Origin of the sequence: Micromonospora sp. DT31 (assembly GCF_049841795.1) — a bacterium.
Classification (GTDB): domain Bacteria; phylum Actinomycetota; class Actinomycetes; order Mycobacteriales; family Micromonosporaceae; genus Micromonospora.
Map to the genome: position 1 here is coordinate 31,690 of NZ_JBNCKZ010000007.1, position 12,912 is coordinate 44,601.

17 protein-coding genes are annotated in these 12,912 nt (G+C 73.1%); 5 read left to right on the forward strand and 12 right to left on the reverse strand.

Annotation, left to right across the window (positions count from 1 at the left end):
- Positions 1-47: 47 nt before the first annotated feature.
- A complete protein-coding gene (locus tag ACLQ2X_RS13940; protein ID WP_425681427.1) occupies positions 48-740 on the reverse strand; it encodes a hypothetical protein in 693 nt (230 codons plus the stop codon).
- Positions 737-1,402 (reverse strand): helix-turn-helix domain-containing protein, encoded by a 666-nt coding sequence (locus ACLQ2X_RS13945; protein ID WP_425681428.1) that lies wholly within the window; start codon positions 1,400-1,402, stop codon positions 737-739. Before ACLQ2X_RS13945 ends, ACLQ2X_RS13940 begins: the two co-directional genes overlap by 4 nt.
- 110 nt (positions 1,403-1,512) lie before the next feature.
- Between ACLQ2X_RS13945 and ACLQ2X_RS13950 the strand changes: the two genes are divergently transcribed.
- A complete protein-coding gene (locus tag ACLQ2X_RS13950) occupies positions 1,513-2,316 on the forward strand; it encodes an alpha/beta fold hydrolase (protein ID WP_425681429.1) in 804 nt (267 codons plus the stop codon).
- Positions 2,317-2,335: 19 nt separating this feature from the next.
- On the opposite strand, the gene ACLQ2X_RS13955 is transcribed toward ACLQ2X_RS13950, so the two are convergent.
- From ACLQ2X_RS13955 to ACLQ2X_RS13970, 4 genes are all read right to left on the reverse strand, one after another.
- Complete coding sequence (locus tag ACLQ2X_RS13955) at positions 2,336-3,295, reverse strand: asparaginase (protein WP_425681430.1); 960 nt, start codon at positions 3,293-3,295, stop codon at positions 2,336-2,338.
- 94 nt (positions 3,296-3,389) lie between these two features.
- Positions 3,390-4,226, reverse strand: coding sequence for a 3-keto-5-aminohexanoate cleavage protein (locus ACLQ2X_RS13960; RefSeq protein ID WP_425681431.1), 837 nt, complete (start codon positions 4,224-4,226; stop codon positions 3,390-3,392).
- Between the two features lie 112 nt (positions 4,227-4,338).
- Positions 4,339-5,448: a YgfZ/GcvT domain-containing protein gene (locus tag ACLQ2X_RS13965; protein ID WP_425681432.1), complete on the reverse strand. Its 1,110-nt coding sequence runs from the start codon at positions 5,446-5,448 to the stop codon at positions 4,339-4,341.
- The gene (locus ACLQ2X_RS13970; RefSeq protein ID WP_425681681.1) at positions 5,445-5,852 is read right to left on the reverse strand and encodes a Fur family transcriptional regulator; all 408 of its coding nucleotides are present in this window, start codon (positions 5,850-5,852) and stop codon (positions 5,445-5,447) included. Before ACLQ2X_RS13970 ends, ACLQ2X_RS13965 begins: the two co-directional genes overlap by 4 nt.
- A 91-nt stretch (positions 5,853-5,943) precedes the next feature.
- Between ACLQ2X_RS13970 and ACLQ2X_RS13975 the strand changes: the two genes are divergently transcribed.
- Positions 5,944-6,795, forward strand: a complete 852-nt coding sequence (locus ACLQ2X_RS13975) for an aminotransferase class IV (RefSeq protein WP_425681433.1) — start codon at positions 5,944-5,946, stop codon at positions 6,793-6,795.
- 66 nt (positions 6,796-6,861) lie between these two features.
- Here the strand turns inward: ACLQ2X_RS13975 and ACLQ2X_RS13980 are convergent, their stop codons facing one another.
- Together ACLQ2X_RS13980 and mtfM are read right to left on the reverse strand one after the other, a co-directional pair.
- The gene (locus ACLQ2X_RS13980; protein WP_425681434.1) at positions 6,862-7,452 is read right to left on the reverse strand and encodes an FABP family protein; all 591 of its coding nucleotides are present in this window, start codon (positions 7,450-7,452) and stop codon (positions 6,862-6,864) included.
- Positions 7,453-7,458: 6 nt separating this feature from the next.
- Positions 7,459-7,563 (reverse strand): small membrane protein MtfM, encoded by a 105-nt coding sequence (mtfM, locus tag ACLQ2X_RS13985; protein ID WP_013475110.1) that lies wholly within the window; start codon positions 7,561-7,563, stop codon positions 7,459-7,461.
- Positions 7,564-7,575: 12 nt separating this feature from the next.
- Between mtfM and ACLQ2X_RS13990 the strand changes: the two genes are divergently transcribed.
- From ACLQ2X_RS13990 to ACLQ2X_RS14000, 3 genes are all read left to right on the forward strand, one after another.
- Positions 7,576-7,950 (forward strand): DsrE family protein, encoded by a 375-nt coding sequence (locus ACLQ2X_RS13990; protein ID WP_425681435.1) that lies wholly within the window; start codon positions 7,576-7,578, stop codon positions 7,948-7,950.
- 79 nt (positions 7,951-8,029) lie between these two features.
- The gene (locus ACLQ2X_RS13995; protein WP_425681436.1) at positions 8,030-8,413 is read left to right on the forward strand and encodes an SCP2 sterol-binding domain-containing protein; all 384 of its coding nucleotides are present in this window, start codon (positions 8,030-8,032) and stop codon (positions 8,411-8,413) included.
- Positions 8,410-10,467 carry a glycogen debranching N-terminal domain-containing protein gene (locus tag ACLQ2X_RS14000; RefSeq protein ID WP_425681437.1) on the forward strand — a complete coding sequence of 686 codons (2,058 nt, stop codon included), beginning with the start codon at positions 8,410-8,412 and terminating at the stop codon, positions 10,465-10,467. Before ACLQ2X_RS13995 ends, ACLQ2X_RS14000 begins: the two co-directional genes overlap by 4 nt.
- A 2-nt stretch (positions 10,468-10,469) precedes the next feature.
- Here ACLQ2X_RS14000 and ACLQ2X_RS14005 read toward each other — a convergent pair whose 3' ends face one another.
- The 4 genes from ACLQ2X_RS14005 to ACLQ2X_RS14020 all read right to left on the reverse strand — a co-directional run bounded on the left by ACLQ2X_RS14005 (position 10,470) and on the right by ACLQ2X_RS14020 (position 12,881).
- Entirely contained in the window at positions 10,470-11,315 is an 846-nt protein-coding gene (locus ACLQ2X_RS14005; RefSeq protein WP_425681438.1) for a hypothetical protein, read from the reverse strand.
- Between the two features lie 112 nt (positions 11,316-11,427).
- Entirely contained in the window at positions 11,428-11,751 is a 324-nt protein-coding gene (locus ACLQ2X_RS14010; RefSeq protein WP_425681439.1) for a DUF1416 domain-containing protein, read from the reverse strand.
- A gap of 1 nt (position 11,752) precedes the next feature.
- Positions 11,753-12,601, reverse strand: coding sequence for a sulfurtransferase (locus ACLQ2X_RS14015; protein ID WP_425681440.1), 849 nt, complete (start codon positions 12,599-12,601; stop codon positions 11,753-11,755).
- A 202-nt stretch (positions 12,602-12,803) separates the two neighbouring features.
- Positions 12,804-12,881 (reverse strand): Ms5788A family Cys-rich leader peptide, encoded by a 78-nt coding sequence (locus ACLQ2X_RS14020; protein ID WP_310503780.1) that lies wholly within the window; start codon positions 12,879-12,881, stop codon positions 12,804-12,806.
- Between the last annotated feature and the right edge of the window lie 31 nt (positions 12,882-12,912).

Here is a 12,912-nt window from a genome sequence, read left to right on the forward strand (position 1 = left end):
GGAAACGTCCGAGAGGACGCTGTCCGGGGTCCCGGTGGAGCTTCTGGTCACTCGGCGGCCGGGCGGGTCCGCTTCGTGGCCTTCGGCAGCTTCGCCGACGGCGTGGCCGGCTTGGCCGCCTTCGTGGCGGTCGCCTTGGTGGCCCGGGTCCGCTTCACGGCGGCCGGCTTGGCGGCCACCATCTCGGCCACCTCGGCCGGGGTGGGCACCTCGCTCTTGGGGGCGTCGGTCCGCGCCGCGGTGGCCTTCGGGGCGTCGATCGTGGCCTCGGTGGCCTCGATGTCGGCGTTCACCGTGTCGGCGGCCTCCAGCACGCCGGCGCCGACGACCCGCTCGCCACGGGCGACCAGCTCGGCGTACGCGGCCAGGGCCCGCTCCTGTGCGGCCTGCGCACCGGCCACCACGACGGCGGCGTTGCGGGTGGCGGACTCCCGGAGCTTGTCCAGGTTCGCCGCCTCGCGGAGCTTGTCCAGGTGGGCGGCCTCACGGAGCTGGTCGGTCGCGCCGGCCCGCTCGCGCAGCCCGGTCGCGGTGAGGTTGGCCGTCTTCAGCGTCTCGGTCGCCTTGTGCCGCAGGTCGTAGCCGGTGACGACGGCCTTGCCGCCCAGGTCGGCGACCACCCGGGTGCTCAGGCCGCTGACCACGGTGGGCAGCTTGCGCAGCTGCTCCAGAGCCAGCTCGCCGGCGCCGGCGGCGGCGTAGAGGGGGGCGGGGATGCGGTTGGTCTTCGGCTGGGTCATGACTGCTCCTCTTCGGCCGCGTCGGCGGCCTCGCGGGCCGCCCGGTGGGCGGACTTGGGCTCGGGGGTGGTGCGCGGTGCGGGTGCGGCGCCCGCCTCGGTGACGGCAACCGACTCCAGGACCGCCTCGGTCGGCGTGCCCTCCGGCGTCACCGGACCGGTCGCGGCCGCCGTCACGGTGGCCGGGGCCTGCGCCGCCGTCGACGGCTCGGTCACCGCCGACGGCTCGGTCGTGGCGGGCGGCTCGGTCGTGGCGGGCGGCTCGGCCACGGCGGACTCGGTCGTGGCGGGCGGCGCGGTTGCCGCGGGCGGCTCGGCCAGGCGCGCGTTCTCGCGCCGGAACGTCTCGTAGATCTGGGTCAGCGACTGCCTCTGGGCCATGGTCAGCTCGGGATCGACCGCGATGGCCGCGAGCACGCCCTGGCCCTCCTTGTCGTCCAGCAGCCCGGCCCGCAGGTACATCGCCGGGGTGGACACGCGCAGCGCGCTGGCGAGTTGCTGGAGCACCTCGGCGCTCGGCTTGCGCAGTCCGCGTTCGATCTGGCTCAGGTAGGGATTGCTCACGCCCGCCTGCTCGGCGAGCTGGCGGAGCGAGATCTTCGCGTTGCGCCGCAGATCGCGAATGAACCCGCCGACATCGGGAAGGTCCTTGCTGGTGGCCATGACCCAACGCTAGCTCCGACTGCTAGCTCCTGCAAGCAAAACGCTAGCCACAGTTAGCAGGGTCACCATTCCGGGTTGCGGGCGCGATGTCCGGTCCGTACCGTCCCCCCGTGACCAAGATCGATATCAACGGCGCGGGGCTCGCGTACGACGACGCCGGCAGCGGAACCGTCGTGGTGCTGCTGCACGCCGGCATCGCCGACCGGCGCATGTGGCGCTCCCAGGTGCCCGCGCTCGCCGAGCGCCACCGCGTCCTCGCCCTGGACCTGCGGGGCTACGGCGAGTCGGAGCTGCCACCAGCCCCGTTCACCCACCACGACGACGTGGTCGGGCTCCTTGACGCGCTGGGCGTGGACCGGGCCGCGCTCGTCGGCTGCTCGTTCGGTGGTCGCGTCGCGGTGGACACCGCACTGGCCCACCCGGAGCGGATCACCGCGGTGGCCCTCTTCGGCGCCCCCGTCTCCGGCACCGAGTGGTCCGAGGAGACCGAGCAGGTCTGGGAGGACCTGGTCGGCGACGTCGACCCGGCGGACCTCGCGGCCACCGCCGCCGGCGAGGTGCGGTTCTGGGTGGTCGGCCCGACCCGCCGCCCGGAGGACGTCGACCCCGGGCTGATCCGGTTCGCCGAGGAGATGGACCGCCTGGCACTGGCCGCCGAGCAGGCCCTCAGCGCCGTCGAGGTGGGCGAGCTGGACCCGCCCGCGATCGACCGGCTGGGCGACCTGGGCATGCCGGTGCTGACCGCCGCCGGCGCCGACGACCTGGCCGACATCCGTCGCCTGGCCGACCGCATCGCCGACGAGGCTCCTCACGGAACCCGCCTCCCCGACATCCCCGACGCCGCCCACCTGCTGCCCCTGGAGCGCCCCGACGCGGTCAACGCCGCCCTGCTCGACTTCCTGCCCGCACGCTGAGTCGCCGCGCTTGGCGGGGTCACCAGGTCGGGCGGACCGCGCCTACCGGTAGGCCGCCGCCGAGGATGGGCGCCTCGGCGTACTCGGTCAGGATCGGGGCGGCCACGCGCAGCCGGGCCAGCGCCGAGGCCAGCACCGGCATCCGCGGCCGGGCCGCGCCGTCGTCGATCTTCAGAGCCACCGCGCCGACGCCGGGGACCGCCGCCGCGATCACCCCCTCCGCGCCGATCTTGGCGAGCAGCCCGGGTACGCCGCGCATCAGCCGGGTGTCCTCCGCCCGGGTGCCGCCCACCAACTCCGGGTACGCGCGCATCGCGTCCGCCACCGTCCGCTCGACGGTGCCCAACTCCGCGTCGACAAGTCGCAGGAAGGCGCGCGCCAACCCGGTCAACGAGACGGCCAGCACCGGCGCGCCGCAGCCGTCCACCCCGACCGCCGCCGCCCGCTCCCCGGTGGCCTCCTCGACCGCGGCGGCCAGACGCCGCTGCAACGGGTGCTCGGGCCGCCAGTAGCCGTCAAGCGACCAGCCGGCCGCCAGGCAGGTCCGCAGCATTCCGGCGTGCTTGCCCGAGCAGTTCATCAGCACCCGGGAGGGACCGCCGCCGGCACGCAGCACCGCCTCCCGGGCCGCCTCCCCGAACGGCAGGTCCGGCGGACAGCGCAACGCCTCCCCGGTCAGGCCCGCGTCGCGCAGCAGCGCGACGACCCGCTCGACGTGGAACTCCTCACCGGCGTGGCTGGCCGCGACCAACGCCACATCGGCCGGGTCGGTCAGCGGCAGCCCGGCCCGCAACATGCCGACGGCCTGCATCGGCTTGTTCGACGAGCGGGGGAAGATCGGCGAGGTGACGTCACCGGCACCCCCGACCGGCCTTCCGGTGGCGTCGAGCACCACCACGGAACCCCGGTGCAGCCCCTCGACGAAACCGGACCGGACCACCTCGGCGAGGGGCACCCCACCCTCGTACGTCTTTCCCACGTTATGGACGGTACCGACGCGACCGACCCGGCGGGCAGCGGGGTGACCTGCGACATCGGCCGATGCCGTACAGGGACGACCGGCCGTACGCCGCTTACCGCTCCTGGAGGCCGAGCAGTCCGCGCGCCTCGGCCGTGGTCAGCGGGGGACGCTGGGCCAACTGGGCGAAACCGACCGCCCGCGCGACCAGCTGCATGTTGGACTCCACCGGCCGTCCCTTGGCGTACGTGACCGTGTCCTCCATGCCCACCCGCAGGTGACCGCCGGTGGACAGCGACGCCAGCATCACCGGGATGGTGCTGCGCCCGATGCCGGTGGCCGAGAACGTGGTGCCCGCCGGCAGGTCGCGCAGCATCTGCTGGGCGGCGACCAGGGTGGCCGCGGTGCCCGGCATACCGCCCGGAACGCCCATCACGAAGTCGACGTGTACGTGCCCGCCGTGCGGCAGGCCGTACTTGCCGAGCAGCCGTTGCAGCGACGTGAGGTGACCGAGCTCGAAGATCTCGTACTCGGGGACGACGCCCCGCTCCTGCATCCGGGTGTGCAGGTCGACGATGAACTCCCAGCGGTTGAGGAACACGTCGTCGCCGAAGTTGACCGTGCCCATGGTGCAGGAGGCCATGTCCGGCCCGGCGTCGAGCACGGCCAGCCGGGCGGCCTCCGGGTCGGTGACCGCGCCGCCCGAGGAGAGCTGCACGATCAGGTCGGTGCTCTCCCGCAGCGCCGCCACCGTCTCCCGCAGCCGTCCCTGGTCGAGCGTGGGGCGCGCCTCGTCGTCGCGGATGTGTACGTGGATCACGGCGGCGCCGAGCGCCTCGCACTCCTTGGCGGTCAGGAGCAGCTCGTCGAGCGTCACCGGCAGCGCCGGCACCTCCGCCTTTGCCGACTCCGCACCGGTGGGGGCAACCGTGATCAACGTCCCTGTGGTCATGCCCCGGATCCTAGACCGACCGCCGACACCGGGTCGACCGGAGGATTTCCGGCACGAGCGGTGTCAAGAAGGGGCCCTTCCTCTACCGGAGGCGTTAACAAGGGGCCCTTCCTTACACGTCGATGGCGGCGGCGGTGTCGCCGATCATCAGGCGGGCGTCGTCGCGGGTGTTGCGCTTCAGCACCGCGAGCGCCACCTGACCCAGCTCGAAGTGGTGCACGGCGGTGCCGACGAACCCGACGGTGCGGCCGTCAAGCGTCACCGGCGTGCCGGAGGCCGGAAGCTGGTCGCTGGTCACGCCGTCCAGGTGCAGCAGGACCAGCCGGCGCGGCGGCTTGCCCAGGTTGTGCACCCTCGCCACCGTCTCCTGCCCCCGATAGCAGCCCTTGTCCAGGTGCACGGCCGGGGCGATCAGGTCCACCTCGGCGGGGATGGTCCGGTGGTCGGTGTCCACCCCGGCCCGGGGCAGCCGGGCGGCCACCCGCATCGCCTCGTACGCCCACAGCCCGGCCACCGGCACGCCCGCGTCGCGCAGCTCCGTCACCACCCGGTCCATGGCGGGGCGGGGCACCAGCAGGTCGACGCCGAGCGGCACCCGTCGGGCCCAGCCGCCGGCCGGCAGCGGCTTGACGTCGTACACCGCGGACGGCCGGGCGAGCACCTCACCGGAGCGGAACTTCGGGCCCGGCACCGCGGCCACGTCCGGGTCGGCAAGCCCGGTCACGCCCAGCGTGGCGAGCGCGGCGGGTGCCTCCGGGCCGACGAGCGAGAGCAACGCGTGGTCGGCGGTGGCATCCCGCGGGTCGACCTTGCTGAAGAACCGCATCCTCTCCAGATACGACAGGAGCCCGCCGGTCGTCCCCGGCTCGGTGTCCAGCCAGGTGGTCTCGCCGTCGTCGGTGACAAGCGCGTGCTGCTCGACGTGCCCGTGCGGGGAGAGCACGAGCAGCTCGGTGCCCTGCCACGGGGCCAGCGCGGCCAGGTGCTGGCTGGTGAGCGTGTGCAGCCAGCTGATCCGTTCCTCGCCCGGCACCGCGACCACGCCCCGGTGCGAGCGGTCGACCAGACCCACCCCGGTGGCCAGGAGGCGCTGCTCCCGCATCGGGTCGCCGTAGTGCGCGGCCACCGGACCGACCCCGGCCGCGCGGTGGGCCGGTTCCGGTTGGTCCCGGGTCTGCTCGTCGATGGCGTCGGTGGTCACCGCGCCCGCGATGTCGATCATTCGCCTGCTCCGTCCTGTGCGCAGCGGCCGCAGACCCCGAAGAGCGCGACGTGCCCGATGTCGACCTGGAACCCGCGTTCCCCGGCCAGTTGGTCGGCGAACGGGCGGAACATCTCCGGCGAGACCTCGTCGATCGCCCCGCACTCCCGGCACACCAGGTGCACGTGCTGGTGCTCGCCGGCCGCGTGGTAGGTCGGCGAACCGTGCGACAGGTGCGTGTGGGTCACCAGGCCGAGTCGTTCCAACAGTTCCAGGGTGCGGTAGATGGTGGTGATGTTGACCCCGGCCGCCACCTCGCGGACCGCGGTGTGCACCTGCTCCGGAGTGGCGTGCCCGAGGTCGAGGACCGCTTGGAGGACCAGCTGCCGCTGCGCCGTCAGCCGCAGCCCGCGCGAGCGGAGCATTTCCGCGAGGGAGGATTCGGACACCCTTCGATCATAGTTCGGCCGCCGCGCCGCCCCGGCTGCCGCCGGGGTACGCCACTACGCTGCGCCGGTGGACGTGACGCGGGTGGCGGTGCTGGGGCGGGGAGTCGTACCGGCGGGCGAACCGGTGCTGCGCGGCGACGACCGGGGCGTGCTGCACGGTGACGGCCTGTTCGAGACGATGCACCTGCGCGACGGCGGCCCCTGGCTGCGTGACGCCCACCTGGCCCGGCTACGGGCCGGCGCGGCGGCGATCGAGCTGCCGCTGCCCCCGGACGAGGCGCTGGTGGAGCTGCTCGACGCGGTGTGCGCCGGCTGGCCGGCCGGGGTCGAGGGCGCGTTGCGGCTGGTCTGCACCCGCGGGCCGGAGGGCGGTGGGCCGCCGACGGTGTACGCCACGCTCGGCGCGGTGCCGGCGGCCGCGGCCCGGGCCCGGCGGGACGGCGTGACCGTCGTCACGTTGCCGCTGGGCGTGGCCGCCCGGTCCCGCCCGGAGCTGGGCTGGCTGCCCGGTGGCGTGAAGTCCACCTCGTACGCGCTGAGCACCGCCGCCCGCCGGTGGGCGCACCGCACCGGCGTGGACGACGTGCTCTGGGTCTCCACCGACGGCTACGTGCTGGAGGCGCCCACCGCGAACGTGGTGTGGCTGCACGGCGGCACGCTCGCGACGGTGCCGGCGGCGGAGACCGGTGTACTGCCCGGCGTGACCGCCGATCACCTGCTGAGCCGGGCCGCCGAGCTGGGCCTGACCGCGGCCGAGGACCTGCCCACCCCCGCCGATCTGCACCGGGCCGAGGGCATCTGGCTGACCAGCTCCCTGCGCGGCCTGACGGAGGTCACGTCCCTGGACGGCATCCCCCGCCCCGGATCCCCGCTGACCCCCCGCCTGCAAACCCTCCTGAACTTTCCCCCGCCCCGTTGAGCACGAGGGCGGCGGCTGTCCGTTCCGCCGCCGCCACCCGATGATCATGGCGGAACGGTGGTGCTGTCAGCCGGCTACCCGGGTCAGGCGGGCGGAGAGGTGCGGACTGAGGCCGTGGCCCACCGCGGCCATCTCCTGCGCGTAGAGCAGGGCCCCCTCCACGATGCCGAACAGCCGGGCACCGGCGGTGACCTCCTTCGCCGTCGCGGTACGCACCACCGCGTCGGTGACGAACTCGATCTGGGTGCCCTTGCGCTTGCCGATGTGCAGCTCCATCACACCCGTCGGCACGGCCATCAGGGCCTCCAGCTCGTCGGTCACCCGCTCACCGTCGAACACCGGACGCCACCAGCCCACCTCGCGGCCGGCCGGACGCACCGGGTGGCTCTGCTCGTCCAGGATCCAGGCCCGCGACTCGTAGAACAGGAACGGCCGGCCGTCGTGACTGATCCGGACCTCCTGGCCGTAGTCGAAATCCTCGATCGTGGGGAACCCACCCCGACCCCGACCGCGCCACACCCCGACGTACGGCAGCAACCCGTCCAGGCTGGGGTGCAGCTTCGGGCCTATCCGCAGGTCGTGACTCTCCTCGAAGGGGTACGCGTCGACCGGCGGCGCGTTCAGCCACGGCGGCTGAAGCGGATTCTCACTGCTCACTCGCGCTCACCATCTACCTCTAGCTATGCGGACCGCCACGTAGACCAGGCCACCGGCGAGCGCGCCCAAGCCGGCGACCAGCAGGCTGACGAACCCGATCTCGGTAACCATCCGGACCATCCTATGCTGGACGGCATGGCGCGCACTCTCGTCGTCAAGGCCACCGCCGGCGCGGACTCCCCGGAGCGCTGCGCCCAGGCGTTCACCGTCGCCGCCACCGCCGCCGCGGCCGGCGTGGACGTGTCGCTCTGGCTCACCGGTGAGTCGACCTGGTTCGCCCTTCCCGGCCGGGCCGAGTCGTTCGACCTGCCACACTCCGCGCCGCTGGCGGAACTGCTGCACATCGTCCTGACCACCGGCCAGGTGACCGCCTGCACGCAGTGCGCCGCCCGCCGCGACATCGGCGCCCAGGACGTGCTCCCCGGCGTACGCATCGCCGGGGCCGCGGTGTTCGTCGAAGAGGTCGTGGCCGACGGCGCGCAGGCGTTGGTTTACTGAGCGCTCAGTCGGGGTTGTCCATTCTGCTCAGACCGCCGATACCCGCCCTAAATGTCCGGATATTGCCTACCCTGTAGCTGTGAGTGAGGCGATCCAGCGGTTCTTCGTATCCCTACCGACCCGCGCCGCTTCCGTCCTGAACAGCCCGGTCGGCGGCATCCTTCAGATCGACCTGGCGGACGGCAACCGCACCGAACACTGGTACGTGACGCTGGCGCCCGGCTCCGCCCAGGTGGGTCGGGAGCAACAACGGCCGGCGGACGGCGTCCTGAGCCTGCCCGTCGACCTGTTCGAGAGACTGGTCACCGGCCGGGAGGCGTGGCTGGCCACGCTGCTGCGCAACGACGCCACCTTCAGCGGCCACGTCGTGCTGCTCCTGGCGTTCCGTCGGTTCCTGCCGGGCCGCCCCGACACACCGGACCCCCGGGAAACCGCCCGCGACCACGTCCGGCGGCTGGCGTGAAGAACCGGGTCAACATCCTCGACGGCAACACGTTCCTGGTCAGCGACGAACGCGGCAACATCGAGGCGTCGTACGACTTCCCCACCGGGCTGTTCTCGTTCGACACCAGGTTCCTCTCCACCTGGATCCTCACCCTCGACGGTCAACTCCTGCACCCGCTCTCCATCGACGACTCGCGGTCGCACACGACCCGGTTCTTCCTGGTGCCCGGCGAGCCGACGCACTACCTGGACGCGAAGGCCTCGGTGATCCGCAACCGCGCCATCGGCGGCGGCCTGGACGAGGAGTTGACCCTGCTCAACCATTCCGAGCAGGAGAAGGAGTTCCGCCTCCGGTTGGAGATCGGCTCCGACTTCGCCGACCTCTTCGAGATCAAGCACCGGGGGGAGAAGAAGGGACGCACCACGCCCACGGTCGAGGGCAACGGGCTGCGGCTGACCTACCGTCGGGAGGCGTTCCACCGCGAGGCGATGGTGACCAGCACCGCCCCCGCCGAGGTCGACTCCAACGGGATGACCTTCCGGGTGCGGCTCGGCCCGCACGCCGAGTGGACGACCCGGCTGCACGTCGGCACCGTCATCTACGGGGCCCGGGGCGAGGACATCCGGGCCGCGCTGCCGCTCGGTGGCGAGCGCACGGCAGACGAGATCGAAGCCGAGCAGTACGCCCTGATCACCCGCGCGCCGAAGCTGACGTGCGACTGCGAGCCGCTGGCCGGGGCGTACCGGCGCAGCCTGGACGACCTGGCCGCCCTCCGGTACGAGTCGATCACGCTCGGCGTACGGCTGCTCGCCGCCGGCCTGCCCTGGTTCATGACGCTGTTCGGCCGGGACAGCATCTTCACCTCGTTGCAGGTGCTGCCGTTCCTGCCCGAACTGGTCCGGCCGACGATCCTCATGCTGGCCGGCCTCCAGGGCAGCCGGGTCGACGACTTCCGCGACGAGGAGCCCGGCAAGATCCTGCACGAACTGCGCTACGGCGAGACCGCCGGCTTCGAGGAGCAACCCCACTCGCCCTACTACGGCGCCGCCGACACCACCGCGCTGTTCGTCGTCCTGCTCGACGAGTACGAGCGGTGGACCGGCGACGCGGAACTGGTGCGCCGGCTGGAACCCGAGACCCGGGCCGCGCTGGCCTGGCTCGACACGTACGGGGACCTGCTCGGCACCGGCTACGTCTGGTACATGACCCGCAACCCGGAGACCGGGCTGCCCAACCAGTGCTGGAAGGACTCCCCGGACTCCATCTCCTTCTCCGACGGACGGCTGCCCGAGTTCCCCCGGGCCACCTGTGAACTACAGGGATACGCGTACGACGCCAAGCGGCGCGGCGCCCGCCTGGCCCGCACCCACTGGAACGACCCGGCGTACGCCGACCAACTGGAACGCGAGGCGGCGGCGCTGAAGGAACGGTTCAACCGGGACTTCTGGATCCCCGAGCGGGAGTACTACGCGCTCGCCCTCGACCCGCGGGGGCAGCGCGTGGACGCGCTCTCCTCCAACATCGGCCACCTGCTGTGGAGCGGCATCGTGGAGGAGTCCCGGGCGCCGGCCGTCGCGGCGCACCTGCTCGGCCCGCGCCTGTTCTCCGGCTGGGGGGTACGCACGCTCGCCGACGACCAGTGCCGCTACAACCCGGTCGGCTACCACGTCGGCACGGTCTGGCCGTTCGACAACTCGATCATCGCATGGGGCTTGTGGCGGTACGGCTTCCGGCACGAGGCCGGCCAGATCTGCGAGGCGATGCTCGCCGCGTCCCGCTACTTCGACGGGCGGCTGCCGGAGGCGTTCGCCGGCTACGAGCGTGACCTCACCGACTACCCGGTGGAGTATCCGACGGCGTGCAGCCCGCAGGCCTGGTCCGCCGGCACCCCGCTGCTGCTGCTGCGGGTGATGTTGGGACTGGAACCGCAGGGCGAGCACCTGATCATCGACCCGGCGGTGCCCACCGGCATGGGCCGGGTGGAGCTGCTGGACATCCCGGGCCGGTGGGGCCGGGTGGACGCCCTGGGTCGCAGCCGCCTGCCCAGCGACGAGGACCGCCCCGCGCGGTGACGTCAGGCCGGGCAGGGGGTGGTCGCCGCCACCCGGACCCGCTCGTCGACCCGCTCGGCCAGCACGGCCGGGTCACCCGGGCGCGCGTACCGGTCGGCGGAGTCCACCACCGGCGCGACGCCGTCGCCGAACGCGGCGGCCAGCGGCCGGTCCGCCGGCAGGTCGGCCTCGGCGCGCGCGGTGCGGGCGGTCCCACCGCCGGGGCAGGGCGCGGCCAGCACCTGGAACGGCCCGGTGGCGCCGCCCCAGCGGCCCAGCGCGGTCGCCAGCGCGGCGGACTCCCCGGCGGCGTCGGCCGTCGGGGCGCGATAGCCCGAACCCACCGGCCGGCAGCCGGTCGAGGCGGTGAGCAGGACCCGACCGGCCCCGCCCGGACGGCCCTCCACCGCCACGAACTCGCCCGCGTCGGCGCGCAGCAGCGGCTGCCCGTCGTAGGTCGACACACCGGCCCGCCACGACGACGGCAGCCGGTCGGCGATCCGGCGCAGCACGTCACGCGCGTCCCCGCCGGTCATCACCTCCACGCCGCGTTCCAGCGTCGCACCGCCGTCGATCGGGGTGATCCGGCATCCGCGCGCCAACCGGTCCGGCAGGAGCGCCGGCACCCCGTCCGCGCCGACCGCGGCGCTCAGCGCACCGACCGTCCGGTCCACCACCGGACCGGCCTGGTCCAGCGAACGCTGCTCCTTGACCGTCGGCGGGTCGGTACGCACCGACCACCAGGTGAGTCCGGCCAGCAGCACCCCCCACGCCACCGTGGCGGCCACCAGCCAGCGCAGCCGACGGCGAGGCGATCCGGGCCGGTCGGGTGGGGTGGGCGGGGCGTGGCCCGGCTGGACGGCAGTCACCCGGCCATGGTGTCACGCGCCGGCGAGGCACCCCGCCGGGCCTCACCGGCCCCCACGACGGCCCGTGGCCCGCCACCCCTGGCCGGGGTGGCGGGCCACGATCGAGCGTGGGTCAGACGGCGACGGTGACGGTCACCTCGTTGATCCCGCGGGCCGCGGACACGGCGCTGTCGCCGTTGCCGTGCCGGGAGAGCGCCCGCAACGTCCACGATCCGGGCGCGGCGAAGAACCGGAACTGGCCGGCCGGCGACGTGACCACCTCCGCCGTGAACTCGCCCGTCGAGTCGAGCAACCGCACGTAGGCGCCCGGCACGACCTCACCGGACTCGGCCACCACCTGGCCGGTGATGACGGTCTCCTTCTCCAGGTCCAGGCTCGCCGGGAGGGGGGCGGCCTGGTCCGGCGCGGCGCAGCCGGCAGCGGTCGGAGCGGTCATGTCACGCCTCCCCCGGCTCGTCGCCGAGGGCCACCGGCACCCCGACGAGCGAGCCGTATTCGGTCCAGGACCCGTCGTAGTTCTTCACGTTGCGGTGCCCGAGCAGTTCCTGGAGCACGAACCACGAGTGCGAGGAGCGCTCGCCGATCCGGCAGTACGCGATCGTCTCCCGGCTGTCGTCCAGCCCGGCGTCGGCGTAGATCTTGCGCAGCTCGTCGTCGGACTTGAACGTGCCGTCCTCGTTCGCCGTCTTGGACCACGGCACGCTGATCGCGGTCGGGATGTGACCGGCCCGCTGCGCCTGCTCCTGCGGCAGGTGCGCCGGGGCGAGCAGCCGGCCCGCGTACTCGTCGGGGCTGCGCACGTCGACCAGGTTCTTGGCGCCGATGGCGTCGACCACCTCGTCGCGGAACGCGCGGATCGAGGCGTCCGGCTCCTGGGCGACGTACTGGGTCCTCGGCCGCTGCACCGCGTCGGTGACGAGCGGACGGGCGTCCAGCTCCCACTTCTTGCGGCCGCCGTCGAGCAGCTTGACGTCGCGGTGGCCGTAGAGCTTGAAGTACCAGTACGCGTACGCGGCGAACCAGTTGTTGTTGCCGCCGTACAGGATCACGGTGTCGTCGTTGGCGATGCCCCGCTCGGACAACAGCGCCTCGAACTGGCTCTTGTTGACGAAGTCCCGGCGGATCTGGTCCTGGAGGTCGGTACGCCAGTCCAGCTTGACCGCGCCGGCGATGTGCCCGGTGTCGTAGGCGGCGGTGTCCTCGTCGACTTCGACGAAGACGACGCCCGGGGCGTCGAGGTTCTTCTCGGCCCACTCGGCCGAGACGAGTGCGGTGTCGCGACTCATCAGTTCACTCCCTGGTGAGGATGGTTTGGTGAGCCTGCGCGTGGAGTTCGACGTCGAATGTTGTCGCACCACACGCGGGACCCAGAGCTGGAACGGATCACGGGTACGTGCGACGGCGCCGCTGCCGGGCGTTGAGGGGAACCGGAAAGGTTCGTGGACCCATCAGGTCGGCCGCTCTAGGCGACCGGGGACAGCCCCGCCGTCAGATGACGGGGCGACACAGGCAGGTGGCCACGCGGCACAGGTCGACCGCGCGCCGTTTGGTGAGGTGGGTCCCCATGGCCAGGGAGATTACCAGCCGACGCGGTGAG